Here is a 26348-nt window from a genome sequence, read left to right as displayed (position 1 = left end):
TTCAAGCGTGGGATACGACCGGTTGCTTGGCGGTCATCAGCCACAGCGCCAGCAAGATCGACACCAGGATAAAACCGGACGCCGCAAAACCCAGGCTGCCAAGGCCGAGGGTGTCGATCACATGCCCGCCGACCATTGCGCCCAAGCCGATCCCAAGGTTAGCGCCAGCAATATTCAACGACGCGGCAAACGCCGGGGCATGGGGCGCGGCCTTCATCAACCGCACATGGCTGACCAGGAACATCGCCGCCTGGGTCACGCCCCACACGGCCATCGCCGCCGCCAGGCCAATCGTTGAATGAATTGCCGGAACCAAGGCCACCATGCCTGCGATCATGAACCCGCAGAACACCATGGAGGCGATCAAGGGGTGGCGATCCACTGCGCGCCCGCCCAGGGAGTTGCCGAGCAGGCCGACCGCGCCAAAGCCCATCAGGCACCAGCCCACCAGGGTGCCGTCGAACCCGGCCAGGCGCTCGAGGATGTCGGCCAGGTAGGTGTAAGCGGTGAACATGCCGCTGAACACCAGGATCGACAGCAGAATATGGCCTTGCATCACCGGGTTGCGCAGGATCTTGAACTGCGAGCGCAGGGTGACTTGATCGTTCTTCGGCTTAGTCACCGGCAGGTAGATAAACAGCAGCAACGCCTTGGCCAACGCCACCACGGCGAGGATCGCGAACGCGGTGCGCCAGCCGAACATGTCCGAAATCAATGTGCCCACTGGAATGCCGAACACGGTAGCGCAGACGATGCCAAAGCCAATCTTTTCGATGGCGCGCCCGGCGTATTCAGGGCCAACGATATCCACTGCGGTTTCACTGGCCAAGGCCCAGAACACCGGCAGCCCCAACGCGGGGATCAACCGTGCCACTGCCATCACCCAAATATTCGGCGCCAGCGCGGCCACCGTATTGGCCACGCCAAACATGATCAGAATGCTGATGAACAAACGCTTGCGCCCGAAGCGCGCGAAGTACGCCGTGAGAAACGGGCCAAACGCCGCCACGGTAAAGGCAAACAAGGTCACCAGCAGCCCGGCCTGGGACACGGTGACATCCAAGTCCCGGGCAATGGACGGCAACAGGCCGACGATGATGAATTCTGTGGTCAGCACGGTGAAGCCGGCGGCCGACAGCAGCAGGATGGGAAACAGCATGAAAACTCCAGAAACGACGACATCAACGACAGCCCGAGGGGCTCGCTGACGGATAGGAAAGGTGAGAGGCGAGAATGTTAACAGAGTATGTCGGGATTTGGCCAAGGCCCGCAGGCGCGGGTGACCGAATGCCGCATCACACGGAACACTTTGTACAGCGTGCTAGACTCCGCGCCCCGCGTCCTACAGCCCGTTATGCCTGCGCCGCTGTGCCTTCAAAAAAATAGAGACATGTGTTTATGACTGCTGCCCCTTCCCTCCTGCAACGACTGGCTCGCGTCAGCCTGGTCACGCAAATCATCCTCGGCCTGGTCGCCGGCATCCTTCTCGCGTTGTTCGCGCCAGAGGCGGCCAAGGCCACCGGTTTTATCGGCAAGGTGTTTGTCGCCGCGCTCAAGGCCGTGGCGCCGATTCTGGTCTTCGTGTTGGTGATGGCATCGATTGCCAGTCATAAACACGGCCAGGAAACCCATATCAAGCCGATCCTGTTTCTGTACCTGCTGGGCACGTTCGCTGCCGCCGTGGTCGCAGTGATTGCCAGCACGTTGTTCCCCTCGATGCTGGTGCTCGCCACCCACGATGCCAGCGTCAGTGCGCCCGGCGGCATCGGCGAGGTGCTGCAAAGCCTGTTGCTCAGTGTGGTGGATAACCCGGTCAGCGCACTGATGAACGCCAACTTCATCGGCATTTTGGCCTGGGCCATCGGCATGGGCATCGCGATTCGTCATGCGGGTGAAACCACCCGCACCGTGCTGGAGGATTTGTCCAACGGCGTGACATTGATCGTGCGCATGGTGATTCGCTTCGCACCGCTTGGCATCTTTGGCCTGGTGGCCTCAACCCTGGCCACTTCCGGCTTCGGCGCCCTGCTCGGCTACGTTCACCTGCTGATGGTGCTGATCGGCTGCATGCTGTTCGTGGCGCTGGTGGTCAACCCGGCCATCGTGTTCTGGAAACTGCGCCGCAATCCGTACCCGCTGGTGCTGATGTGCCTGCGTGAGAGCGGCATCACCGCTTTCTTCACCCGCAGTTCGGCGGCGAATATTCCGGTGAACCTTGCGCTGAGCAAACGCCTGGGCCTGCATGAAGACACCTACTCGGTGTCGATTCCGCTGGGCGCCACCATCAATATGGCCGGTGCGGCAATCACCATCACCGTGCTGACACTCGCAGCGGTTCACACCCTCGGCATTGCCGTCGACCTGCCGACCGCCGTGCTGCTCAGCGTAGTCGCGGCGATCTGTGCGTGTGGGGCGTCGGGTGTGGCCGGTGGCTCGCTGCTGTTGATTCCACTGGCGTGCAGCCTGTTTGGTATTCCCAGCGAAGTCGCCATGCAGGTGGTGGCCGTCGGGTTCATCATCGGCGTGCTGCAGGATTCGGCAGAAACCGCGCTCAACTCGTCCACCGATGTGCTGTTTACTGCTGCGGCGTGCCTGGGCAAGGATGAGCAATTGGCTTAACCGTCAGGCATGAAAAAGCCCGGGGCGTTCGATCAAGAACAACCCCGGGCTTTTTTTATGGGCTTAGAAAGCGCCCATGTAATCACGCTTGCCCACTTCCACACCGTTGTGACGCAGCAGAGCGTAAGCGGTAGTGACGTGGAAGAAGAACTGCGGCAGGCCGTAGGTCAGCAGGTAGGACTGGCCGCTGAAGCGCTTTTCTTTCGGCGTGCCTGGGCGGGTGATGATCTCGATGCCTTCCTTGCCGTCGATTTGCTCAGGCTTGATGGTGTCGACAAATGCCAGCACCTTGGCGATCAGTGCTTGCAGGTCGGCGAAGGTCACTTCGCTGTCTTCGTACTTCGGCACTTCGATCTCGGCCAGACGCGCGGAAACGCCTTTGGCGAAGTCGACAGCGATCTGGACCTGGCGCACCAGCTGGAACATGTCCGGAAACAGACGCGCCTGCAGCAAGGCGTTTGGCTCGATGTTCTTGGCGGTGGCGTGGGCTTCGGCTTTGTTCAGCACATCGCTCAGGGCGTTGAGCATTTGCTTGAAGACCGGGATGGAGGCGGCGTACAGGGAAATAGTCATGAGAGTCTCACGGTAATGGCAGGGTTTGGAACCAGCGGCGATTATAGACATGCCAGCCGCGCGTGCCGCTTGTCTTTTATTTTTTCAGGATTAGGCTAGTGGGTTCACTGCATAGGGAAAGCGCGATGACCGCCGAGCACGACACCGAGACCCCTGAGCCGCGCCTGAACAGCACGGAAATCCGCATCCTGGGCTGCCTGATCGAGAAACAGGCGACCAACCCGGAAACCTACCCGCTGACCCTTAACGCCCTGGTGCTGGCGTGCAACCAGAAGACCAGCCGCGAACCGGTGACGAACCTCAGCCAGGGCCAGGTCGGCCAAAGCCTGCGCGCGCTGGAAGGCCAAGGTTTTACCCGCCTGGTGATGGGGAGCCGCGCCGACCGCTGGGAACATCGCGTGGACAAGGCGCTGGAGCTGGTGCCGGCCCAGGTGATCCTGATCGGGCTGCTGTTTCTGCGCGGGCCACAGACGGTCAATGAACTGCTGACTCGCAGCGGGCGCATGCATGATTTTGAAGACGCCGAGCAAGTTGTACACCAGCTGGAGCGTTTGATTGCGCGCGGGCTGGCGGTGCTGGTGCCGCGTCAGGCCGGGCAGCGCGAAGACCGTTATACCCATGCGCTGGGGGACCCGGCGGATATCGAGGTGATTCTGGCGGCACGGGGGAATCCGGTGGAGCGGTCAACGGGGGCGGTTTCTCTGGATCGTATCGAAGAGCTTGAATCCCGAATCGCAGCGCTTGAAGAACGCCTGGCACACCTGGAACAGGCATAACTCGATCAACAATGTGGGAGCGGGCTTGCTCGCGAATACGGTGTGTCAGTCGACGAATGTGCCCACTGAACCACCGCCTTCGCGAGCAAGCCCGCTCCCACATTTGGATCTGCGCAGGCGTTAATTTCGGGCGAAGGCCACTGCGGCCTGAAACTGTTCATCCGTTGGCCGCACGCCGGTGTACAGCACAAATTGCTCCAACGCCTGGATCGCGATCACTTCGAGCCCGGTAATCACTCGCTTGCCTTTGGCCCGCCCGCGCACGATCAGCGGCGTTTCGGCGGGAATCGCCACGACATCGAAGACGGTATCGGCGGCATCCACAGCTTCTGCTTCAAACGCCAGTTGATCCGCCTCTGCCCCACCGGTCATGCCGATCGGTGTCACGTTGACCAACATCTGCGGGCGCAAGTCCCCCAGCTCTGCCTGCCATTCGTAGCCCAGGCTGTGCGCCAAGGCCCGACCGGCCGCTTCGTTACGCGCCACAATCACGCCATGGGCGTAACCACCGTCGCGCAAGGCACTGGCCACGGCCTTGGCCATTCCGCCGCTGCCACGCAGGGCAAAGGTGGATTGCTTCGGTACCGCGTGCTTTTTCAGCAGTTGCTCGACGGCGATGTAGTCGGTGTTGTAGGCCTTGAGATGGCCGTTGGTGTTGACGATGGTGTTGAGGGAGGCAATGGCCTTGACCGAGTCGTCCAGCTCATCGACCAACGCAATGCTGGCTTCCTTGAACGGCATGGAAACGCCGCAACCGCGAACGCCCAGTGCGCGTATACCGCCGATCGCGCCGGGTAAATCCTGGCTGCTGAAGGCTTTATAGTAGAAGTTCAGACCCAACTGTTCATACAGATGGTTATGGAAACGCAAGCCAAAATTCCCGGGGCGCGCCGACAATGACATACACAGCTGGGTGTCCTTGTTGGGGTGCATCTGCATGGAAAACTCCTTTGAGTAAGCAATTGGGTACAGACCTTACACAACCTTTACCTATCGGCTGTGCTGTTTTTCAGAAATACGTTGTCTTAAAAGTATCCCCGCGACAATCCTTGAGTCTATTGATTGCAGACCACAAGCGCAGGGGCTAACCGAGGAATGACCATGATTCGTAAAATCCCCAAAATCGCCTTGCTTATCGGCGCACTCGCTATGGCAGGCCAAGCCTCCGCCCACGGTGGTGGTTGGGGTGGCCCGGCCGTGTTGGGTGCTTTAGTCGGTGCAGCCGTTGTCGGCTCCGTGGTTGCCAGCCAATCCCAGCCGGTCTACGTGCAGCAACCGGTCTACGTTCAGCCGCAACCGGTATATGCCGCGCCTCCTCCGGTCTACTACGCGCCGCCACCACCGGTGTATGTGCAACAGCAGGTTTATTATCGCCCGGCGCCGGTTTATTACGGCCCACCACGTGGTTACTACGGCCCTCCCCATGGCTATTACGGCCGCGGCTGGTAACACGCAATTGACATCACAGGATCAGGCCCCGCTTACCCGCGGGGCCTTTTTTTTTGCCTCAAAGGTCCGGATTTACCCTGCAAAGGTCGCTGTGAGGACAATGCTCGAGGCGTAATCGCACATGATTATGGCTAATGTCTACTTGCTCGAACGAGGCTTGCGCTGTCATGTTTGTGTCACGAAACCCTCTCACTATTGATTCTGTCCAGCCAATAACAACTAAGGACAACTGACCATGCCCACGCAAAACCCGCACCGCACCGCCGGCCTGTGCACGTCCAGTAAGGTCTACAGTGCACTCACAGAGCTCAAGCACCTTGAAGGCCATCGCAGCGCGAAGTTCCTGGCGTTATTGGCGCAAAACCTGGTGCACAAGGGGCTGCTCAGTGAGCAGGAAGTGGTGATCATGCTTGATCAAGTGGTGGATTGACGTCTTGTGTTGATGACGACTATCGAGCCGGTTGATTTTTCCTTCGGCCCGCAGCGCCGTAAGGTGGCCTCCATAGCAATTGGAGGCCTCTATGCCCACTGTTCAGATCATGTCCGTTATCGGCAGCGCCGTTCCCGCCCCTCTTCGCAAGCTGGGGCTGCTGGCTTGCTGGTACCTGGTGCGCGATGGCGAGCCCATCAGCGGCCCACTCACGTCGTTATCGGCGGCCGAAAAGCAGCTTCAACAAGCGTCGAGCTTCAGACTGCACGCCTGAAGCTCGCCTTCTGTAACCGCTAAGGCAGCGGCAGCTTGACCCGTGGTTTGCTTTCGACAAACAGCGCCCAGCTCGACATAAACAACGCCGCCACCAGCGGCCCGATCACAAACCCGTTCAGGCCAAACACCGACAGCCCGCCCAGGGTCGAGATCAGGATCAGGTAATCCGGCATCTTGGTGTCCTTGCCCACCAGGATCGGGCGCAGTACGTTGTCCACCAAGCCGATCACGAATACGCCGAACACCGCCAGCACCACGCCCTGCCAGATCGAACCGCTCAACAGGAAATAGATGGCCACCGGGCCCCACACAATCCCCGCGCCCACGGCAGGCAGCAGCGACAGAAACGCCATCAACACCGCCCAGAGCAACGCGCTCGGGATATCCAGAAACCAGAAAATCAAACCGCCCAGCGCGCCTTGAGTGACAGCCACCAGCACGTTGCCTTTGACCGTGGCCCGCACCACACGATTGAACTTGAGCTGCAAACGGCGCTTTTGCGGCTCGGCCAACGGCACCGCCGTGCGCACTTTGCGCACCAGTTCCGGACCGTCGCGCAGCAGAAAAAACAGCAGATACAGCATGATGAAAAAGCTCACCAGGAAATCAAACGTGCCCTGGCCAAAGCTGAACGCCTGGGTCGCAAAGAACTGGCTGCCCTGCATTGCACTCTTGACGATCTTTTCCCGCAGGCCTTCCAGGTTGCCCATGCCAAAGCGGTCCAGCAGGTGCTGGAAGTACGGCGGCAGGACATTCTTGAATTGCTCGATATACCCCGCCACATCCAACTTGCCGCTTTCAATATTTTTGTACAGGGTCGCGCCCTCTTGCACCAGCAGCACACTGGTAATGATCACCGGCAAAATCGCAATGATCAGGCACACCGTCAGCGTCGCCAGGGACGTGAGGTTGCGGTTCCAGCCGAACCGCTGTTGCAGGCGCCGCTGCATCGGGGCAAAGATAATGCCGAGGATCACCGCCCAGAACACCGCGCCGTAAAACGGCAGCAATATCCAGATAAAGGCGATGGTCACCAGGGCCAGCAGCAACAGCAGGGTTTTGAATTGCAGGTTGGTTTGATTCATGTCCGGTCCATGTCAGAAAAGCCAAGGCCCTGTGCAGGCCCTGTTGCTTAGTCCGCTGCGAATGCTGGGAGTGCCATCGTTTATCGCACAAGCATAGACCGCATCACTTATTGCCCGGAAGCCTGCGCCTTTGCCTCGCTCAACAGCGTCTGAATCATCTGCTCCTGAGCGTCATAGCGGCCTTCGCCGAAGTGGCTGTAACGCACCTGCCCCTTTGCGTCGATCAGGTAATGGGCGGGCCAGTACTGGTTATCGAAACTGCGCCAGATCGCGTAGTTGTTGTCGACGGCCACCGGGTAAGTGATACCGAGTTTGCGCACCTGGTCCCTGACATTGCCGGTGATGTGCTCGTAGGCGTATTCCGGGGTGTGCACGCCGATAACCACCAGCCCGTCTTGTTCGTACTGCCTGGCCCAGGCTTGCACATAGGGAAGTGCGCGGCGGCAATTGACGCAATCGTAGGTCCAGAAATCAACCAGCACCACTTTGCCTTTGAGCGCGTCGGTGCTCAGCGGTGGCGAGTTGAGCCACTCGACCGCGCCCGCCAGTGAGGGCATCGCACCCTGGGTGGTTTGGGTCTCTTGGCTGGCCACCTGGTTGGACACCAGGGCAAAGGCTGACAGCAGGCCGGCGAACAGCACCGAGATAAGTCGCATGGCAATTACCTTGTGGCGAGGGGGATGCCCCATTGGAAACCGCCGACGTATCGCGCCTATGTCGAAACCCGCCTGCCGATACACCACGATACAAAATCAACAAAGGGCGATCTGGATCAATAAATCCGAGATCAAGCTCCACTACCCTCGCGACCTTTTGCGATGCGAACCCATGCCATCTGCCATTGCCCCCGAACTGCTCGCCCCCGCCGGCACCCTGAAAAACATGCGCTACGCCTTCGCTTACGGCGCCGATGCGGTCTACGCCGGCCAGCCGCGTTACAGCCTGCGTGTACGCAACAATGAATTTGACCACGCCAACCTGGCGCTCGGCATCCAGGAAGCCCACGCGCAGGGCAAACGTTTCTACGTGGTGGTGAACATCGCGCCGCACAACGCCAAGCTGAAAACCTTCCTCAAGGACCTGGCGCCAGTGATCGACATGGGCCCGGATGCGCTGATCATGTCCGATCCGGGGCTGATCATGCTGGTGCGCCGCCATTTTCCGCAGATGCCCATCCATCTGTCGGTGCAGGCCAACACGGTGAACTGGGCCAGCGTCGAGTTCTGGCAGCAACAAGGCATCAACCGGGTGATTCTGTCGCGCGAGCTGTCACTGGAAGAGATCGACGAAATCCGCCAACACGTGCCGACCATGGAACTGGAAGTGTTCGTGCACGGCGCCCTGTGCATGGCCTATTCCGGACGCTGCCTGCTGTCGGGCTACCTGAACAAGCGCGATGCCAACCAAGGCACCTGCACCAACGCGTGTCGCTGGAAGTATCAGGCCACGCCGGCGGTGGAAAACGCCATGGGCGACATCGTCCAAACGTGTCAGCCAACCCTGGGCATCGGCGCGCCGACCGATCAAGTGTTCCTGCTGCAGGAAGCCAATCGCCCGGATGAGCAAATGCCCGCGTTCGAGGATGAACACGGCACGTACATCATGAACGCCAAAGACCTGCGCGCGGTGCAGCACGTGGAGCGCCTGACCCACATGGGCGTGCATTCGCTGAAGATTGAAGGCCGCACCAAATCGCACTTCTACTGCGCACGCACCACCCAGGTGTATCGCCAGGCCATCGACGATGCGGTGGCCGGGCGCGCTTTCGACCGCAGGCTGATGAGCGATTTGGAATCACTCGCCCAGCGCGGCTACACCGAAGGTTTCCTGCGCCGCCACGTGCATGACGAGTACCAGAATTACCAGCACGGCAGCTCGGTGTCGCAACGTCAGCAGTTTGTCGGGGAGTTGACCGGCGAGCGCCGTGGGGAGCTGGCCGAGGTCAAGGTGAAGAACCGCTTTGCCGTGGGCAATCATCTGGAATTGATGACGCCCGCCGGGAATTTTCACTTCGACCTGGCCGTGCTGCACAACGCCAAGGGTGAAGCCATTGAGGTCGCGCCGGGCGACGGGCACACCGTGTATGTGCCGCTCCCGGCCACAATGGACCTGCGCTTCGGCCTGCTGATGCGCGACCTCTAACGCGTCGCCGCGCAGAACTGGCGGATGGCCTCGCACGCCTGCAGCAACGCGGCATCGTCCAGGGCGTAAGCGATGCGCAGGTACGGCGCCAGGCCGAATGCGCTGCCGTGCACGACGGCCACGTTGGCTTCATCGAGCAAGGCATGCGCCACGTCTTCGTCGGTTTGCAGCCGCTTGCCGGCAGGCGTGGTGCGCCCCAGCAAACCGGCGCAGGAGGCAAACGCGTAAAACGCGCCGCACGGGCGCGCGCATTCCAGGCCCAGCGTGTTGTTTAGAAAGGACACAACCAGGTCCCGCCGACGCTCAAACACGGCCCGCGACTGCTGGATAAACGCCTGCGGCCCGTTCAAGGCAGCAATCGCCGCGTGCTGTGAAATCGCGCTCGCGCCTGAGGTCTGTTGGCCCTGAAGCTTTTCCATCGCCGCCAACAACCAACGCGGCCCAGTGGCGAAACCAATGCGCCAACCGGTCATGGCGTAAGCCTTGGACACGCCGTTCATGGTCAAAACCCGCGGCGCCAACTCGGGTTCAACCTCAGCCAGGGTGTGGAAGGTTTGCCCGTCGAACAGCAAGTGTTCGTAGATATCGTCCGCCAGCACCAGCACATGCGGATGCGCCAACAGCACGTCGGCCAGGGCGCGCAGCTCCTGCTGGCTGTACACCGCGCCGGTGGGGTTGGAGGGCGAGTTGAGGATCAGCCAGCGCGTCGCGGGGTTGATCGCCGCGTCCAGCGCCGCTGGCGTCAACTTGAACCCGTCCTCGCCGCTGCACGGCACAATCCTGGCAGTGCCGCCGCATAGCTCGACCATTTCCGGGTAGCTGACCCAGTAAGGCGCGGGCACGATCACTTCATCCCCGTCGTTCAACGTGGCGGCGAGTGCGTTGTAGATCACGTGCTTGCCACCACTGCTGACGATCGTGTCCTGCCAGGTGACAGCCAGGCCATTTTCACGGCGGAATTTTTGCGCGACCGCTTCACGCAAGGCACGCACACCGGCCACTTGGGTGTAGCGCGTGTGGCCATTGCGGATCGCGTCGATACCGGCCTGGCGGATGTGTTCCGGGGTATCGAAATCCGGCTCGCCGGCGCACAGCGAAATGATCTTCGCCCCTTCGGCGCGGCGGGCGGCGACGCGGTCGATGATGCGGTAGGTGGCAGACGGCTGGGCGTGAGCCAGGCGCGTGTTCAGACGTTCGAGGGTCACGAGTCTTTCCTCTGCAACTGGTGATAACCCAGGGCTTCGCGCGCTTGCTTGAGGGTCTTGCCGGCCTCGAGCTGCGCCCGAATCTGCGACTCCGCGTGTTCAATCTGCCGCGCGGTGCGCGCCACGGCTTCGGCACGGTCGCGGGGCACCACGAACACGCCATTCGCACCGGCCACCACGATGTCCCGGGCACACACACGGGCACCGCCGATGGCCACCGGCTGGTTTACCGACGCCACTTGCACGCGGTCCTTACCGGTACGCATGTAGCGGCCTCTGGTGAACATCGGATAACCATCGCCCAACGCTTTGCTGACGTCCCGGCACACGCCATCGATCACCGTGGCGGCAACCCCGCGACTGCCGGCGTATTGGGTCATGATGTCGCCCCAGCACGAAACGCCGTCGATGCCTCCGGCGATGACCAGCACGCGGTCATCGCCGGTAATGGCGTCGATCACCGGGGAAATCAGGTGCACGCCGGGAGCGGCGTCGGTCTTGGGCGCCAGCTTGACCGTGCTGGCGCGGCCGACCACCGTGGGGCAGTCCCACAACGTACGGATGCCCACCACGGCGCCGGGCAGTTGCAGGACATCCAGTGCGTCGGAAACCGTGTTGGTGTCGAGTTCAGCCAAGCGCTGAAGCGGGTCGGGATGCGGCATTGAGGTGAGCCCCTGTTGTGGTTGGGGCTCAAGTCTTGCCGAGGGGCGGTGAGCGGTATATTCGTATGTACGTTAGTTAAACATAGGTTAAACCTATGAAAGATCAGATCCTGAACTGACCCACCAACTGCCCCAGGCGCTGGCCCAAATCCGCCAGGCTGCGAGAGGTCTGGGCGCCCAGTTGGGTTTCATCGGCCACACTGTCCACCGCCACGGCGATCTGATGCACGCTGCGATTGATCTCTTCGGCCACGGCGGTTTGCTCTTCGGCGGCGCTGGCAATCTGCGCGTTCATCGAGTTGATGGTGCCGATCAGTTGCGCCATGGTGTCCAGTGAGGCGCCGGCCTGGTTGGCCTGGGCCGAGGTGCCGTCGCCGGCATCGCTGGAACGGCGCATCGCGTCCACGGCGGCTTCGGTGCCTTTTTGCAGGCGGTCGATCATGCCCTGGATTTCCTGGGTGCTGGTTTGAGTGCGGCTGGCCAACGCTCGCACTTCATCGGCCACCACCGCAAAACCACGGCCGGCCTCGCCTGCTCGCGCGGCTTCGATGGCGGCGTTGAGCGCCAGCAGGTTGGTCTGTTCGGCGATCGATCGGATCACCCCCAGCACGCTGACAATCGACGACACGTCCTGTTGCAGGCTGTCGAGGGACACGCCACTGCTGCGGATGTCATTCACCAGCGCATGAATCTGCGCGATGCTGCCGTCCACCACGCGCTTGGCGGCCTGGCCCTCGGCGTCGGTCTGTTGCGCGGCGACGGCGGCGCCCTGGGCGCTGCGCGCGACTTCATGGGCGGCGGAGGACATCTGATTAATGGCGGTGGCCACTTGGTCCGTTTCGTGACGTTGGCGCTCCATCGCGGTTTCCGAGCGCTGGGCTTGCTCGGACACCTGCCCGACCAACCCGGTGAGTTGCGAGGTCATCTCGGTGATCTGCCGCACCAGGCCGTGGATCTTGTCGACAAAGCGGTTGAACGCACCCGCCAGATCGCCGAGTTCATCCTGGCTGGTGATGGCCAGGCGGCGGGTCAAGTCGCCCTCGCCCGCCGCGATATCGTCGAGGTTGGCTTTCATCAAGTTCAACGGCCGCAGGATGGTATTGGCGGTCACCATGCCCACGGCGGCAATCACCAGCAACACCACCACGGCCACACCGAGGATGCTCAGCAGCACGCCTTCCATGCGTTTCTCGACCTTGGCCTCAACCACCGCCACCTGGGCTTCGATGCCGTCGAGGTTGACCGAGGTGCCAATCACCATGTCCCACTTGGGCAGGTATTCGGTGTAGCCAAGCTTGGGCACCAACTCGGTCTGCCCAGGTTGGGTCGAGCTGTATTGCAGGTAGTGGGTGCCGTCCTTGCCGACCTTGACCAGGTCGCGGTTGACGTAGACGCCGTTGGGGTCGCGGTTGTCCTTGAAGCTCTTGCCCACGCCGTCGGGGCTGTTGCCCTTGAACAGGCGGATGGTCTCGGAGTCGTAGCCGAAGAAGTAGCCGTCCTTGCCGTAGTTGGTGTTGGACAGCAACTTGACCACCTCGGCCCGCGCGGCGGTGTCCCCAGGGGCGGCAGCGTCGTAGAGCGGTTTGATGGTGGTCATGGCCACCTCGACGTAACTTTGCAGGGTGGCCTTGGCGTCGTTGAGCAGGCGCTGGCGGGTTTCATCCACCTCGTTGCGTGCCTGGCCCTGGAGGATCCACACGGTGGTCAGGCTGATGACCACGGCGAACAGCAATACCGGCACTACGGCGAGGGACAGGACTTTGGCCTTCAGACTCAGACGCATGGCTTTTCTCTCTTATTAGTGGCGACTTGGAGAGGCTATCGGCCAACTGCAACGGATCTGTAGGCCACTCGTTACCCGTGGCGCGGGAGGTGTTTCACATCATTAAAGGGTCATCGCAGCGAGCCAGCCGAATGCCAGCAACGGGATGTTGTAGTGCAGGAAAGTCGGCACCACGGTGTCCCAGATATGGTGGTGCTGGCCGTCGATGTTCAGGCCGGAGGTCGGGCCGAGGGTCGAGTCCGACGCCGGTGAGCCGGCATCGCCCAGGGCGCCTGCGGTGCCGACGATGCACACAATCGCCAACGGGCTGAAACCCAGTTGCACACACAGCGGCACAAAAATCGCGGCGAGGATCGGCACCGTGGAAAACGACGAGCCAATGCCCATGGTCACCAGCAGCCCCACCAGCAACATCAGCAGCGCGCCCACGCCACGGCTATGGCCGATGAATGCCGCCGAGGTTTCTACCAACGAACGCACGTCACCCGTGGCCTTGAGCACTTCGGCAAACCCCGAGGAAGCGATCATGATGAAGCCGATCATCGCCATCATCTTCATGCCTTCGGTGAACAGGTCGTCGGTTTCGCGCCAGCGCACGATGCCCGACACCGAAAAGATCAGGAACCCGGCCAGGGCGCCAATGATCATCGAGTCCAGCCACAGTTGAATGATGAACGCCGAGGCAATCGCCAGCCCGGCCACCAGCAGGGTCAGCGGGTTGTACTGCACGGCCACTTGCTCGACGCGCTCGATTTTTTCCAGGTCGTACACGCGCTTTTTGCGATAACTGACAAACACTGCCACCAGCAGGCCAACCACCATGCCCAGCGCCGGCAAGCCCATGGCGTGGGTGACGTTGACCTGGCTGATGTCGACGCCGCTCTTGGCCACGTTGGCCAGCAGGATCTGGTTGAGGAAGATGTTGCCGAAGCCCACCGGCAGGAACATGTACGGCGTGATCAGGCCGAAGGTCATCACACAGGCGATCAGGCGACGGTCCAATTGCAGCTTGGTCAGCACATACAACAGCGGCGGCACCAGCAGCGGAATAAACGCGATGTGGATCGGCAGGATGTTCTGCGAGGCAATTGCCACGACCCACAGCAGACCGATCAGCAACCATTTGACGTGGCTGCCGCCCGTGGCTTCCTGGCGATCGACCAGGATCAGCGCCTTGTCTGCCAGGGCATGGGCCAGACCGGACTTGGCAATCGCCACCGCGAAAGCGCCGAGCAAGGCGTAGGACAACGCCACGGTCGCCCCGCCGCCCAAGCCGCCGTTGAAGGCTTTGAGCGTGGCCTCGATGCCCAGGCCACCGGTCAAGCCACCCACCAGGGCGCCGACAATGATGGCGATGACCACATGCACGCGGGACAAGCTGAGCACCAGCATGGTGCCGACCGCGGCGATGACTGCGTTAATCATGGTTACCTCAAGACAAAAACATAAAAACAGGCATGCCCGCGCCCGGGCGGCCATGGGGTTGGCTGCCGGCGTGCAGGCTTTAGGAGGTCTTATTAGAGGGCGCGCACTTTGCAGCAGGCGGGCGCGCATGTCAAAAAACGGCGTCGTTTTCAGCGTTCAATTGAACGTTTAAATAATAAAGAACGGCAAAACGCGGCCGATAGCCTGACTCTCTGTGTTTTCAGGTTAAGGATGCTCCTCGATGTTCCTCAGACAGCTCTCCATTCAATGGAAAATCACCCTGCTCGCCGGCCTGTGCCTGCTGGGGATCGTGACCCTGCTGGTGGGTCTGTCGCTGTATCGCATGGAGCACAGCTCGCAGCAGGTCAAAGCCTCGAGCATGCAGATGCTCGACGAGTCCGCCCAGGCACGCATCGAGGCCCAGGGTGAGGTGCAGGCGCTGGGCATTCGCCAGCAGTTCATGGACGCCTACCAGTACGGCCATGGTTTTGCCCGTCAGGTACTGTTTTTGCGCGAACAGGCGGAAAAACGCTTCCTCGACGCCTTCGACACCCGCGAAGACCTGACCCGCCAGGTCAAGGCCGCGCTCCAGGCCAACCCGGACCTGCTCGGGTTGTCGCTGGTGTTTGAAGCCAATGCGCTGGACGGCAAGGATGAGCTTTTCGCCAATCAGGCGGAACTGGGCAGTAACGACAAAGGCCGTTTTGCCCTGTACTGGTCGCAACCGACGCCCGGCAAATTGACCTCCATGTCACTGCCCGAAAGCGACATGTCCGACACCCGCATTGGGCCCAGCGGCGAGAAAGCCAACGCCTGGTTCACCTGCCCGCGCACAACCTTGAAACCCTGCGTGATCGAGCCGTACTTTTATGTGATCGACGGGCAAAACGTGCTGATGACCAGCATCGTGTTTCCGCTGATGGTCAACGGCAAAGTCATCGCCTCGCTGTCGGTGGACATCAACCTCAACAGCTTGCAGGCCGTGAGCCAACAGGCCAGCCAGAAGCTGTATGACGGCCAGACGCAAGTCAGCATCCTCAGCCCCACCGGTTTGCTCGCCGGCTACAGCCCGGATGCGAGCAAACTCAGCCAGCGCCTGGATAAAGTCGACACGGCCAGCGGCGCGCAATTGATCAACGCACTGGCGGCCAGCACGCAGATCCGCAGCGTGCGCACCGACCATCAACTCAAGGTACTGGCGCCGTTCGCACCGATTCCCGGCGGCAAGCCGTGGGGTGTGTTGCTGGATGTGCCGGAAAAAGTCCTGGTGGGCCCCGCCGAGGCGCTCAAGGCGCAACTGGATGCCGATAACACGCGCGGCACCCTGCTGGAACTGAGCCTGGGCCTGCTCGCGGCCGTGGTCGGCCTGGTACTGGTGTGGCTGATGGCTCGCAGCGTGACCCGGCCCATCCTTGGCGTGGCTCGCATGCTGGAAGACATCGCCAGCGGCGAAGGCGACCTGACCCGTCGCCTGGCCTACGACAAGCAGGACGAACTGGGCCAACTGGCCGGTTGGTTCAACCGCTTCCTCGACAAACTGCAACCGATCATTGCCCAGGTCAAACGCTCAGTGCAGGACGCCCGCGGCACGGCCGACCAATCCGCCGCAATTGCCACAGAGACCAGTGCCGGCATGGAGCAGCAGTACCGCCAGGTGGATCAGGTGGCCACCGCCTCCCACGAAATGAGCGCCACCGCCCAGGACGTCGCCCGCAGCGCCGCCCAAGCCGCACAAGCCGCGCGCGACGCCGACCAGGCCACCCGCGAGGGCTTGACCGTGATCGACCGCACCACCACCAACATCGGGCACTTGGCGGCGGACATGAGCACCGCCATGGCTCAGGTCGAAGGCCTGGCGGCCAATAGCGAGAAAATCGGTTCGGTGCTGGAAGTGATTCGAGGCATTGCCGAGCAAACCAACCTGCTGGCACTCAACGCCGCCATCGAAGCCGCCCGTGCGGGTGAGGCCGGCCGAGGATTTGCCGTGGTCGCCGACGAAGTACGCAACCTGGCACGGCGCACCCAGGAATCGGTGGAAGAAACCCGCGTGGTGATCGAACTGCTGCAAAACGGCACCACCGATGTGGTCGGCTCCATGGGCAACAGCTATCGCCAGGCCCAGGGCAGTGTCGAGCAGGTCGGCAAGGCGGTCACCGCCCTGCGCCAGATTGGCGAGGCGGTCACGGTGATCAGCGACATGAACCTGCAAATCGCCAGCGCCGCCGAAGAGCAAAGCGCGGTGGCCGAAGAGATCAACAGCAACGTGGCGACGATCCGCGATGTGACCGAGTCGCTGTCGGAGCAGGCGAATGAATCGGCGCGGGTGAGCCAAGCGCTGAACAGCCTGGCGAATCAGCAGCAGGGGTTAATGGATCAGTTTCGCGTGTGAGTGAGTTGCACAGATTCTGACCCTTGAGCAGGTCCAATGTGGGGGCGGGCTTGCTCGCGAATGCAGTGTGTCAGTTGCCGAATTTGCTGGCTGACACTCCGTCTTCGCGAGCAAGCCCGCTCCCACATTTTTATATTTTGTGGTGTATCAGGCCTGGCGCTTGGGCAATTCGATTAGCACCCTCAAGCCACCCAACTCACTCTCCTGCAACTGCAACACCCCGCCCCACACCTCGACGATATCGCGCACAATCCCCAGCCCCAGGCCATGGCCGTCGATCTGTTCATCCAGGCGCGTACCCCGGCTGAACACCTGGTCGCGCTGACTCTGCGGAATGCCCGGCCCGTCATCTTCAACGGCCAGTAAATAGCTGTGCGGCGTTTCGCTGATGCTCAAGCGTATTTCCGCATCTGCCCATTTGCAGGCGTTGTCCAGCAGGTTGCCCAACAGCTCCAGCAAGTCTTCACGGTCCCAGGGCAATTGCAGGCCGGGCGTGAGGTGGTAACTCAAATCCAGGTGTTCACCGTGGATCATGTTCAGCGTGGCCAGCAGGCCGGGCAGCTCTTTTTCGCAATCAAACAAGGCACCTGGCAGGGTTTCGCCGGCAAGGCGCGCGCGGTTGAGTTCGCGATTCAGGCGTTGCTGCACTTGCTCCAGCTGGTCGCGCAAAAGCTTGCCCAGTTCGGGATGGGCCTTGAGCTGCTCACTGGAGGCCACGCTCAAGAGCACGGCCAACGGCGTTTTCAGCGCATGCCCCAAGTTGCCCAACGCGTTGCGCGAGCGCTTGAGGCTGTCTTCGGTGTGAGCCAGCAGGTGGTTGATCTGCGCCACCAGTGGTTCCAGTTCCAGCGGCACTTGAGTGTCGAGTTGTGAGCGCTGGCCTTGTTGCAGTTGAGCGATCTGTTCGCGGGCGGTTTCCAACGGGCGCAAGGCGCGGCGCACCGTGACCCGTTGCAGGATCAGCACCAGCAGCAATGCCGCAACGCCCATCACCAGGCCGATCTGACGCATCAGACGGAAACTTTCCCGCACCGGCGTGTAGTCCTGGGCCACGCTGATGGAAATCGACTGGCCAAAACGCTTGTAGTCCGAGCGCAACACCAGCAGTTGCTGGCCTTCCGGGCCCAGTTGCAGGTTGCCCTTGAGCCCGGCTTCCGGCAGCCGGGGCAATTCCTGGTCCCACAACGAACGGGAACGCCAATGAATGTCGGCAAAATCAATACGGAAATAATGCCCGGAAAACGGCCGCTGATAGGCCGGCGACAAACGTTGTTCATCCAGTTGCACACCGTTCGGGCCGCGCACCAGCGCCACCAGCAGGTTTTCACTGTCGTTGCGCAAGCCCGCTTCCAGGTAGCGCTGCAATCCGGCCTCGAACAACCACAGGCTGGTTTGCGCCAATACCACGCAGACGATCACCATGACGCTGATCAGCCCCAGGCTCAGGCGCCGCTGAATCGACCTCATGCAGGGCTGGCGCCAAAGCGGTAACCCTGGCCGCGCCGAGTCTCAATCACGCTACGGCCCAGCTTGCGACGCAGGTGGTTGACGTGAACTTCCAGCACGTTGGAGTCGCGCTCGGTCTCGCCGTCATAAAGATGTTCGGCCAGGTGGCTTTTCGACAGGATCTGTTCCGGGTGCAGCATGAAGTAGCGCAGCAGCCGGAATTCGGCGGCGGTCAGCTGGATCTCTTCGCCGTCGCGCAGTACACACTGGCGGCCTTCATCCAGGTGCAACCCGGCAGCTTGCAAGGTGGGCTGGTTGGCGTGGCCATGGGAGCGGCGCAACAACGCCTGGACACGCAAGTGCAGTTCTTCGGGGTGAAAGGGTTTGCTCAGGTAATCGTCGGCACCGGCCTTGAGCCCTTCGATGCGCTCGGCCCAGGAGTCGCGCGCGGTGAGAACCAGCACAGGCGTGGCCAGGGCGGCTGCGCGCCATTGCGCCAACACGTCCAACCCCGGCAGGCCGGGCAAGCCGAGGTCGAGAATGATCAGGTCATAGGGTTCGCTGCGGCCCTGATAGGCGGCATCGCGCCCATCGGCCAGCCAGTCGACGGCATAGCCCTGGCGCTGCAGGCCGGCCAGCAGTTCATCGGCCAAGGGAACGTTGTCTTCCACCAGAAGCAGGCGCATCAGTCGTCTTCCTTATCTTTGAGCAGCACGCCGGTGGTCGCATCCAGCTTGATCTCGCGCACCACGCCTTCGGTGGTCACCAGCTCCACCTCATAAGCATATTGGCCGTGTTTTTTTTCAAGCTCGGCTTCCAACAACCGAGAGCCGGGGTAGCGCGCCATGGCCTGTTGCAACAGTTGCTCGAGCGGCAGGATCACGCCCTGCTGGCGCAGTGCCAAAGCTTCATCCTGGTTGAGGTCGCGGGCCGCCAGGCTGGAACAAAAAGCCAGGAGCACCAGCACCATCAAACCACTGGCGCGTCGATATACCTTCATTACGTTTCCTGATGATTCTTGAGCACGTGCCCGCTGAGCGCGTCCAATTCGACTTCCCACTCGATGCCGTCGGCATCTTCCAGTTCGACTTGGTACACGTACTTGCCGTAGGCCTCGTCGAGGTCGGTGTCCAGCAGGGTCGAACCTGGGTGAAGTGCCAGGGCCGTGGCTTCCAGCTGATCAAAGGCGACGATTGTAACAGTGCCAGGCAATGTCAGTGGTTTGTCAGGGTCCACTGCCCAGGCCTGTGCCGAGGTGCAGGCGATGATACCGGCGGCGACCAGCGCTGTGAGGCGCTTCATGGCAAATCTCCGTTTCAGGATGTTTTTCCTACGCAGGCCAACGTACCCGCTGCAACTTAACTGAAACTGAATTGCCACCATGGCATTTTTCCATCGCCCTCTTTTACCCATCACCCGCGAGTTTTCCTATACTGCCCCGCTCGCTTGAACAGAGACTGGTATGACAGCCATCCACATCAAATTTCCCGCGTTGACGCTCAAGGCCGGTAAACGCGCCTTTGCGCGCATTCGCGAACAGGGCCTCAAACCTGCGGATGTCGGTATCCTGCCCGGCGCGGCCGGCGGCCCCAAGGCATTGGGCATCCAGGGCCTGGACCTGGCCTTGTTCGGCGATTGGTTGCCGCGCGCGCCCCGCGAGCGCGCGCTGATCGGCGCCTCCATCGGCTCCTGGCGGTTTGCCAGCGCCTGCCTGCCCGACCCGGTGCAAGGCCTGCTCGACCTCGGCCGCCTGTACAACGAACAACGCTTTGCCAAGGGCGTGACCATGGCCGAGGTCAGCCGCAGCTGCCAGCGCATGCTCGACGACTTGCTCGCAGGCCGTGATGCGCGGGTGCTGGACAACCCCGACTATCGCCTGAACATCATGGTGGTCAAAAGCCACGGCCTGCTCGCCGATGACCATCGCGGTCGGCTCGGTCTGGGCTTGTCGTCGGTCATTGCCGACAACCTGCGCGGCCGTGCGCGGCTGGCGCGGCACTTCGAACGGCTGATCATCCACGACCCGCGCCAGGCGCCGCCGGTGCATCCGCTGAAGGACTTCCCCTCGCGCTTCCTCGACCTGGACCTGCGCAACTTGCGCCAGGCACTGCTGGCGTCCGGCTCGATCCCCATGGTGATGCAAGGCGTACGCGACCTGCCCGGCGCGGGCGCCGGCACTTACCGCGACGGCGGCCTGCTCGACTATCACCTCGACCTGCCCTACCACGGCGATGACATCGTGCTGTACCCGCACTTCACCGACCGGGTCATCCCCGGCTGGTTCGACAAGGGCCTGCCGTGGCGGCGCAGTAATCAACAGGGCTTGCAGGACGTACTGTTGCTGGCCCCGTCCAGGGACTACTTGGCCCGCCTGCCCCACGGCAAGTTGCCGGACCGCAGCGACTTCAAGCGCTTCATGGGCGATGACCCGAGCCGCAATAAGTACTGGCAAACCGCAATGAGCGAGAGCCGACGGTTAGGCGATGAGTTCCTGGAACTGGCAGATAACGGCACATTGGGCGAGCACTTGCTGGCGCTATGACCAAGCGGTATGCGCGGCGAAGGATCAAGCTGTTAAACTCGCCGCCTGCCAGATACCTGACCGAGCTGAAAATACTGTGGAAATCTTCAAAGAATTTACCTTCGAGTCCGCCCACCGCCTGCCCCACGTGCCGGACGGCCATAAATGCGGACGCCTGCATGGGCATTCGTTCAAGGTGGCGATCCACCTGAGCGGCGACCTCGATCCGCATACCGGCTGGATTCGCGACTTCTCGGAGATCAAGGCGATTTTCAAGCCGCTCTACGAGCGCCTCGACCACAACTACCTCAATGACATCCCAGGCCTGGAAAACCCGACCAGCGAGGTGCTGGCCAAATGGATCTGGACTGAGCTCAAACCGCTGCTGCCGGAACTCAGTGCGATTCGCATCCACGAGACCTGCACCAGCGGCTGCATCTATCGCGGCGAGTAAGCGATGGCACGTTGAAGAACCACCTGCGGGTGGTTTTTTTATGCCTTGAAAACCTCAGTGTAAAGCAGCCTTGACATGGTAATTTATCATACCTAATGTAAAGCACACTTTACTTATGGAGAGAGTCATGTCGCCCAAACGCTTTCTGATGGAATTCGCAGTCGTCATGGTGGTGTACATTTTGTGCGTCGTGGTTTCCAGCTCGCTCGTTCGATCCATGCCTGACGGGGTCGCCAAAATCGCCCTGGCGTTACTGCCGGTGATTCCCATGATCGCGATGGCGGTTTCGATCGTCCGCCGCGTGAACGCCATGGATGAAATGGGCCGCAAGATCCAACTGGATGCTCTCGCTGTGGCGTTTGTCTGCACCGCACTCACGACGTTCAGCTACGGCTTTCTGGAAACCGCCGGTTTTCCACGCCTGTCGGCTTTCATGGTGTGGCCGATCATGGGCGGCGTCTGGTGCGTGGCCACGATCGTCGGCACAAGGCGCTACCAGTGAATAATCAGCTGCGCCAGTTGCGCGCCGAACGGGGTTGGTCCCAGGCCGACCTTGCACAGCGCCTGGAGGTTTCGCGCCAGACCGTCAATGCCATCGAAACCGGCCGCTATGATCCGAGCTTGCCGTTGGCGTTCAAGATCGCCAAGGTGTTCGAGCGCAGTATCGAGGCGATCTTCGAAGCACCAGCAGACTGAGTCATTTGTTACAGGAGCACACTGCAATGATGCGCCCCGCCACCCCTGATGACGTTGCTGCCATCGAGGCCATTGTCGAAGCCGCCTACTCGCCCTACATCGAGCGGATCGGCCGCAAGCCCGGGCCGATGCTTGAGGACTATCAGCTGTTGGTCGAGGCTGGCGGCGTTTACGTGCTGGACAACGCCGGAAAGGTTCAGGGGTTCATTATCCTGCTCAAGGGCGAAGGCGCTTTGCTGCTGGACAACCTCGCTGTAGCGCCTGACGCCCAGGGCTTGGGATTCGGACGACTGCTGATGGATTTTGCCGAACGACACGCCATCGACGCCGGCTACGCAGCGATTTACCTGTACACCCATGAAACCATGACCGAGAACTTCGCGTTGTACACACGCCGTGGCTACGTGCAAACCCATCGCGCCGTGGAACAGGGTCTGCGCCGTGTGTACATGACCAAGCGCCTTTAGCAGCAGCTGATCCAATTTGTATCACCGCTGCACCGCTTTCGTGCCCGACTGGGCACAAAGACCACTGTTCCCTGCGACTCTCCCCAATGTGGCTATAAATACTGTGCACGGTGCACAGCATCTTGCGTGCGCCTGTCACTTCTGCCGATTTGGCACGCGCGGTGCAACGGGCCTGCGTCACTCATTCAGGGAGCAGGGCCATGACTCAGCAAGAACCGGGCAACGATTACCCCCTCAGCGAAGTGCCGATGCATGCGCGCAAGGGCCTGGCATCCACCGCCATGGTGCTGCTGGGGTTCACGTTTTTCACCGCGACCATGTTTGCCGGCGGCAAGCTGGGCGTAGCGTTCAGTTTTACCGACATGCTCGGCGTTGTGGCCCTGGGTAACCTGTTGCTGGGCATTTACGCCGCGGGCCTGGGTTACATCGCGTTCAAGAGTGGCTTGAATTCAGTGTTGATGGGCCGCTTCTGCTTTGGCGAGGTCGGCAGCAAGCTCAGCGACTTGATCCTCGGCTTTACCCAGATCGGCTGGTACGCCTGGGGCACGGCCACCGCCGCCGTGGTGCTGGGCAAGTATTTCGAGCTGAGCCAGGGCAGCGTGTTGGGCCTGATGGTGCTGTTCGGCATGGTGTTCTGCGCCACGGCGTATGTGGGATATCGCGGGCTGGAGGTGCTGTCCTACATCGCGGTGCCGGCCATGGGTATCTTGCTGTTTCTGTCGATGTGGGTCGCCACGGTAAAAGTCGGCGGGCTGGACGGCCTGCTGGCAGTCGTGCCGACAGGCGAGCTGGATTTGTCCACCGCGATCACACTGGTGTTTGGCACTTTTGTCAGCGGTGCGACCCAGGCTACCAACTGGACGCGGTTTTCCCGTTCGGCCAAGGTCGCGGTGCTGGCCAGCCTGATCGGATTTTTTATCGGCAATGGTTTGATGGTACTGATCGGGGCCTATGGCGCCATCGTCTACCAGCAGCCAGACGTGGTGGAAGTGTTGTTGCTGCAAGGCTTCGCGATGGCGGCCATGGCCATGTTGTTGCTCAATATCTGGAGCACCCAGGACAACACCATTTATAACTTTGCCGTCGCCGGCTGCAACTTGCTGCGGACCCGCCGCCGCAAGACCGTGACCCTGGCCGGTGCGGTTATCGGCACCCTGCTCGCGCTGCTCGGCATGTACGACATGCTGGTGCCCTACCTGATTTTGCTGGGCACAGTGATCCCACCGATTGGCGGCGTGATAATGGCAGACTTCTTCTACCGCTATCGCGGCCAGTACCCGCGCCTGGCCGAGACGCGCCTGCCGGCATTCAATTGGCCTGGGCTGGTGGCGTACGCGGTGGGCACGGTGCTGGCGTTCCACTCGCCCTGGGTGGCGCCACTGGTGGGGATTGTTGCCGCGTCGCTGACCTACGTCGTGCTGACCGCCGTGCTGCGTGTGCGTGCGCCGCTGGCTGATGCCCCGGCATGAGCCTCACCGTCGCCGATGTACTGGCCCTGCCCGGCCTTGAATCGATGCGCCTGCGCGCAGGTGACAGCGGTCTGGATAACGCCGTGCGCTGGCCGTATGTCGCGGAAAACAGCGGGATTGCCGAGTGGGTACTGGGCGGCGAGTTGGTGTTCGTCACCGGCATCAATCACCCTCGCGATGAACCCAACCTCCTGCGTTTGCTGGAAGAAGCGTGCCAGCGTCAGGTTGCCGGTCTGGTGATCCTCACCGGGCCGGCCTATATCCAGACAATCCCCCAGCGCCTGTTGAGCGCCGCCGAAGCGGCCGGCATGCCGCTGATCGAGCAGCCTTACTCGCTGAAAATGGTGCTGGTGACACAGGCGATTGGTTCGGCGCTGATCCAGTCCGAGCAACTGGGCCGTTCGCGACACGACGTGCTGGAACGCTTGCTCGCCGGTGATTATCAGTCCCTTGAGGTGTTACTGAATCGGGCAGCGCAACTGGGCATGTCGCTGGCCGGGCATTGGCAGGTTGTCCAGTTGCAACTGGAGGGTGGCGAGGCATTATTTGCCCAGGGTGATACTGCGCGGACGGAGGCGCAATTGGCCCGGCAGCACGACAGTATCGCGCGTCGATTGCGCCAGTTTTCGGCGCGGCATCATGCAGCATTGCCGATTGTGGGCAGGGCTGGGCACTGGACATTGTTGCTGCCGGCCACCGATGCCGTGCAAGCGTTGGCCAATCGCCAACAATGGGTTGCCTGGCTTAACCCCTTGAACCTGCGGCTGGCCCCTTTGAAACTGTTTATCGGCCTGAGCGCCGCTGCCCACCCACCCGCGAGCCTGGCTCAGGCGCAGGATGAGGCACGCCAGGCCTTGGCGGCGGCGCGACGTTTCAGCGACCGCGCCGGGCTTTGCGTGTATGACGAACTCGGCGTATTGAAACTGCTCAGTGGCGTGCGTGATCGCGCCCTGCTCGACCAGTTTCTCAATGAGCGCCTGGGCCCATTGTTGCGCCACGACCGCCACCATGGCCCTTGCCTGATGCCGACCCTGGAAGCCTGGTTTCACGAGAATGGTAACCTTGTGGCCGCCGCGCAGCGCCTGGCCCTGCACCGCAACACGGTGACGCACCGCGTCCAGCGTATCGAAGCCCTGAGCGGGCTGACGCTGGGCAACTCATATGACCGCCTGGACATCGGAATAGCCCTGATGATCTGGCGGCTGACTGCCTGATTGTCTTTAGCCAAGAGGAACTTGCCCATGCATATCATCAACGCCCGCCTGCGCAACCGTGAAGGCCTGCATGATCTGCACCTGGAACACGGCCGGATCGCCAGCATCACTTCGCAAACCGAGGTACCTGCTTTAAGGGCCGGTGATTTGGACGCCGCTGGCAACCTGGTCATACCGCCTTTTGTTGAACCCCACATTCACCTCGACGCCACCCTTACGGCTGGCGAACCGCGCTGGAACATGAGCGGCACGCTGTTCGAAGGCATCGAGTGCTGGGGCGAGCGTAAAGCCACGATCACCCAGGAAGACACCAAGACTCGCGCCAAAAAAACCATCCAGACCCTGGCAGCCCACGGCATTCAGCATGTCCGCACCCACGTCGACGTCACTGACCCCGAGCTCACGGCACTCAAAGCCATGCTTGAGGTACGCGAAGACAGCTCGCACCTGATCGACTTGCAAATCGTCGCCTTCCCCCAGGAAGGCATCGAGTCCTACCGCAATGGCCGCGAGTTGATGGCCGAGGCCATTCGCCTGGGCGCCGACGTCGTCGGCGGCATTCCCCACTTTGAGTACACCCGTGACCAAGGCGTCAGCTCGGTGAAGTTCCTCATGGACCTGGCCGAACGCACGGGTTGCCTGGTGGACGTGCACTGCGACGAAACCGATGACCCTCACTCGCGCTTTCTCGAAGTGCTGGCCGAAGAAGCCCGCAGCCGCGACATGGGCGCACGCGTTACCGCCAGCCACACCACGGCCATGGGCTCCTACGACAATGCGTATTGCGCCAAACTGTTTCGCCTGCTGGGGCACTCAGGAATCAGCTTCGTCTCCTGCCCCACCGAAAGCATTCACCTGCAAGGCCGCTTCGACAGCTTCCCGAAACGCCGCGGCGTGACCCGCGTCAACGAACTGCTCGAAGCCGGCATGAACGTATGCTTTGGCCAGGATTCGATCGTCGACCCTTGGTACCCCTTGGGCAACGGCAACATCCTGCGGGTCCTGGAAGCCGGTTTGCATATTTGCCATATGCTCGGCTATCGCAATCTGCAAAGTGCTCTGGACCTGGTCACCGACAACAGCGCCAAGGCCATGGCCCTGGGCGAGCGTTATGGCCTGGAGCCGGGGCGCCCGGCCAACTTGCTGATCTTGTCGGCAAACAGCGACTACGAAGTTATTCGCAGCCAGGGCCTGCCGCTGTACTCAATCCGCAATGGCAAAGTGCTGATGAAACGGCAACCGGCGCAGGTGGAGTTTTTGTAACCGG

Annotated in this window: 27 protein-coding genes and 3 pseudogenes; 16 read left to right on the top strand and 14 right to left on the bottom strand. The window is 61.5% G+C overall.

What is annotated here, in order from left to right; genetic code table 11:
- Window position 1 precedes the first annotated feature (1 nt).
- Window positions 2–1159, bottom strand: a complete 1158-nt coding sequence (locus tag AACU78_RS04890) for an MFS transporter (protein WP_106580098.1) — start codon at window positions 1157–1159, stop codon at window positions 2–4.
- Between the two features lie 239 nt (window positions 1160–1398).
- On the opposite strand from AACU78_RS04890, the gene sstT reads away from it, so the two are divergent.
- A complete protein-coding gene (gene sstT / locus AACU78_RS04885) occupies window positions 1399–2619 on the top strand; it encodes a serine/threonine transporter SstT (protein ID WP_106580097.1) in 1221 nt (406 codons plus the stop codon).
- 63 nt (window positions 2620–2682) lie between these two features.
- Here the strand turns inward: sstT and AACU78_RS04880 are convergent, their stop codons facing one another.
- Window positions 2683–3192, bottom strand: a complete 510-nt coding sequence (locus tag AACU78_RS04880; protein ID WP_053255427.1) for a DUF1993 domain-containing protein — start codon at window positions 3190–3192, stop codon at window positions 2683–2685.
- 125 nt (window positions 3193–3317) lie between these two features.
- On the opposite strand from AACU78_RS04880, the gene AACU78_RS04875 reads away from it, so the two are divergent.
- A complete protein-coding gene (locus AACU78_RS04875) occupies window positions 3318–3968 on the top strand; it encodes a YceH family protein (RefSeq protein WP_106580096.1) in 651 nt (216 codons plus the stop codon).
- Between the two features lie 120 nt (window positions 3969–4088).
- Here the strand turns inward: AACU78_RS04875 and AACU78_RS04870 are convergent, their stop codons facing one another.
- Complete coding sequence (locus tag AACU78_RS04870) at window positions 4089–4907, bottom strand: shikimate 5-dehydrogenase (RefSeq protein ID WP_106580095.1); 819 nt, start codon at window positions 4905–4907, stop codon at window positions 4089–4091.
- A gap of 156 nt (window positions 4908–5063) precedes the next feature.
- Between AACU78_RS04870 and AACU78_RS04865 the strand changes: the two genes are divergently transcribed.
- From AACU78_RS04865 to AACU78_RS04855, 3 genes are all read left to right on the top strand, one after another.
- Window positions 5064–5417: a hypothetical protein gene (locus AACU78_RS04865; protein ID WP_053255424.1), complete on the top strand. Its 354-nt coding sequence runs from the start codon at window positions 5064–5066 to the stop codon at window positions 5415–5417.
- Between the two features lie 235 nt (window positions 5418–5652).
- The gene (locus AACU78_RS04860; RefSeq protein WP_106580094.1) at window positions 5653–5847 is read left to right on the top strand and encodes a hypothetical protein; all 195 of its coding nucleotides are present in this window, start codon (window positions 5653–5655) and stop codon (window positions 5845–5847) included.
- Between the two features lie 91 nt (window positions 5848–5938).
- Window positions 5939–6121, top strand: coding sequence for a hypothetical protein (locus tag AACU78_RS04855; RefSeq protein WP_106580093.1), 183 nt, complete (start codon window positions 5939–5941; stop codon window positions 6119–6121).
- Between the two features lie 19 nt (window positions 6122–6140).
- Here AACU78_RS04855 and AACU78_RS04850 read toward each other — a convergent pair whose 3' ends face one another.
- Together AACU78_RS04850 and AACU78_RS04845 are read right to left on the bottom strand one after the other, a co-directional pair.
- Window positions 6141–7208: an AI-2E family transporter gene (locus AACU78_RS04850; protein ID WP_106580092.1), complete on the bottom strand. Its 1068-nt coding sequence runs from the start codon at window positions 7206–7208 to the stop codon at window positions 6141–6143.
- Window positions 7209–7315: 107 nt separating this feature from the next.
- Window positions 7316–7774 (bottom strand): annotated as a pseudogene (locus AACU78_RS04845) (thioredoxin family protein); the annotation flags it as partial.
- 262 nt (window positions 7775–8036) lie between these two features.
- Here AACU78_RS04845 and trhP point away from each other — a divergent pair.
- Window positions 8037–9350 carry a prephenate-dependent tRNA uridine(34) hydroxylase TrhP gene (gene trhP, locus AACU78_RS04840; RefSeq protein WP_106580090.1) on the top strand — a complete coding sequence of 438 codons (1314 nt, stop codon included), beginning with the start codon at window positions 8037–8039 and terminating at the stop codon, window positions 9348–9350.
- Here trhP and AACU78_RS04835 read toward each other — a convergent pair.
- The 5 genes and pseudogenes from AACU78_RS04835 to AACU78_RS04820 all read right to left on the bottom strand — a co-directional run bounded on the left by AACU78_RS04835 (window position 9347) and on the right by AACU78_RS04820 (window position 14422).
- The gene (locus AACU78_RS04835; RefSeq protein WP_106580089.1) at window positions 9347–10555 is read right to left on the bottom strand and encodes a pyridoxal phosphate-dependent aminotransferase; all 1209 of its coding nucleotides are present in this window, start codon (window positions 10553–10555) and stop codon (window positions 9347–9349) included. The genes trhP and AACU78_RS04835 overlap by 4 nt on opposite strands.
- On the bottom strand, window positions 10552–11217 hold the full coding sequence (locus AACU78_RS04830) for an RraA family protein (protein WP_106580088.1): 666 nt from the start codon (window positions 11215–11217) through the stop codon (window positions 10552–10554). Before AACU78_RS04830 ends, AACU78_RS04835 begins: the two co-directional genes overlap by 4 nt.
- Before the next feature lie 103 nt (window positions 11218–11320).
- A complete protein-coding gene (locus AACU78_RS30025) occupies window positions 11321–12076 on the bottom strand; it encodes a methyl-accepting chemotaxis protein (RefSeq protein ID WP_370004746.1) in 756 nt (251 codons plus the stop codon).
- A 102-nt stretch (window positions 12077–12178) separates the two neighbouring features.
- Window positions 12179–13000, bottom strand: a pseudogene (locus tag AACU78_RS30020) (cache domain-containing protein); the annotation flags it as partial.
- 102 nt (window positions 13001–13102) lie between these two features.
- Complete coding sequence (locus AACU78_RS04820; protein ID WP_177410136.1) at window positions 13103–14422, bottom strand: Na+/H+ antiporter family protein; 1320 nt, start codon at window positions 14420–14422, stop codon at window positions 13103–13105.
- A gap of 244 nt (window positions 14423–14666) precedes the next feature.
- Between AACU78_RS04820 and AACU78_RS30015 the strand changes: the two are divergent.
- Window positions 14667–15956: pseudogene (locus AACU78_RS30015) on the top strand (HAMP domain-containing protein); the annotation flags it as partial.
- 102 nt (window positions 15957–16058) lie between these two features.
- Window positions 16059–16814, top strand: coding sequence for a methyl-accepting chemotaxis protein (locus AACU78_RS30010; RefSeq protein ID WP_371924198.1), 756 nt, complete (start codon window positions 16059–16061; stop codon window positions 16812–16814).
- 147 nt (window positions 16815–16961) lie between these two features.
- Here AACU78_RS30010 and AACU78_RS04810 read toward each other — a convergent pair whose 3' ends face one another.
- The 4 genes from AACU78_RS04810 to AACU78_RS04795 are packed head-to-tail and all read right to left on the bottom strand — an operon-like array spanning window position 16962 to window position 19562.
- Window positions 16962–18281: a sensor histidine kinase gene (locus AACU78_RS04810; RefSeq protein ID WP_106580084.1), complete on the bottom strand. Its 1320-nt coding sequence runs from the start codon at window positions 18279–18281 to the stop codon at window positions 16962–16964.
- Window positions 18278–18946, bottom strand: a complete 669-nt coding sequence (locus AACU78_RS04805) for a response regulator transcription factor (protein WP_106580083.1) — start codon at window positions 18944–18946, stop codon at window positions 18278–18280. Before AACU78_RS04805 ends, AACU78_RS04810 begins: the two co-directional genes overlap by 4 nt.
- On the bottom strand, window positions 18946–19260 hold the full coding sequence (locus tag AACU78_RS04800) for a PepSY domain-containing protein (RefSeq protein ID WP_106580082.1): 315 nt from the start codon (window positions 19258–19260) through the stop codon (window positions 18946–18948). Before AACU78_RS04800 ends, AACU78_RS04805 begins: the two co-directional genes overlap by 1 nt.
- Window positions 19260–19562: a PepSY domain-containing protein gene (locus AACU78_RS04795; protein WP_106580081.1), complete on the bottom strand. Its 303-nt coding sequence runs from the start codon at window positions 19560–19562 to the stop codon at window positions 19260–19262. Before AACU78_RS04795 ends, AACU78_RS04800 begins: the two co-directional genes overlap by 1 nt.
- 160 nt (window positions 19563–19722) lie before the next feature.
- Here AACU78_RS04795 and AACU78_RS04790 point away from each other — a divergent pair, with 160 nt between their 5' ends.
- The 8 genes from AACU78_RS04790 (at window position 19723) to codA (ending at window position 26344) form a co-directional block, all read left to right on the top strand.
- Window positions 19723–20802, top strand: coding sequence for a hypothetical protein (locus tag AACU78_RS04790; RefSeq protein ID WP_106580080.1), 1080 nt, complete (start codon window positions 19723–19725; stop codon window positions 20800–20802).
- A 76-nt stretch (window positions 20803–20878) separates the two neighbouring features.
- Window positions 20879–21235 carry a 6-carboxytetrahydropterin synthase QueD gene (gene queD, locus AACU78_RS04785; protein ID WP_017736453.1) on the top strand — a complete coding sequence of 119 codons (357 nt, stop codon included), beginning with the start codon at window positions 20879–20881 and terminating at the stop codon, window positions 21233–21235.
- 127 nt (window positions 21236–21362) lie between these two features.
- Window positions 21363–21737 (top strand): hypothetical protein, encoded by a 375-nt coding sequence (locus tag AACU78_RS04780; RefSeq protein WP_106580079.1) that lies wholly within the window; start codon window positions 21363–21365, stop codon window positions 21735–21737.
- Entirely contained in the window at window positions 21734–21931 is a 198-nt protein-coding gene (locus AACU78_RS04775; protein ID WP_106580078.1) for a helix-turn-helix transcriptional regulator, read from the top strand. The genes AACU78_RS04780 and AACU78_RS04775 overlap by 4 nt, the downstream gene beginning before the upstream one ends.
- Before the next feature lie 26 nt (window positions 21932–21957).
- On the top strand, window positions 21958–22398 hold the full coding sequence (locus AACU78_RS04770; RefSeq protein WP_106580077.1) for a GNAT family N-acetyltransferase: 441 nt from the start codon (window positions 21958–21960) through the stop codon (window positions 22396–22398).
- A gap of 200 nt (window positions 22399–22598) precedes the next feature.
- Window positions 22599–23867, top strand: coding sequence for a cytosine permease (gene codB / locus AACU78_RS04765; RefSeq protein ID WP_106580076.1), 1269 nt, complete (start codon window positions 22599–22601; stop codon window positions 23865–23867).
- On the top strand, window positions 23864–25081 hold the full coding sequence (locus AACU78_RS04760) for a PucR family transcriptional regulator (protein ID WP_106580075.1): 1218 nt from the start codon (window positions 23864–23866) through the stop codon (window positions 25079–25081). The genes codB and AACU78_RS04760 overlap by 4 nt, the downstream gene beginning before the upstream one ends.
- 27 nt (window positions 25082–25108) lie before the next feature.
- Entirely contained in the window at window positions 25109–26344 is a 1236-nt protein-coding gene (codA, locus tag AACU78_RS04755) for a cytosine deaminase (RefSeq protein WP_106580074.1), read from the top strand.
- Window positions 26345–26348: the final 4 nt, after the last annotated feature.

It is taken from the genome of Pseudomonas sp. R9.37 (assembly GCF_963878885.1).
Lineage (GTDB): Bacteria > Pseudomonadota > Gammaproteobacteria > Pseudomonadales > Pseudomonadaceae > Aquipseudomonas.
This window is presented reverse-complemented; position numbering and strand designations above follow the sequence as displayed.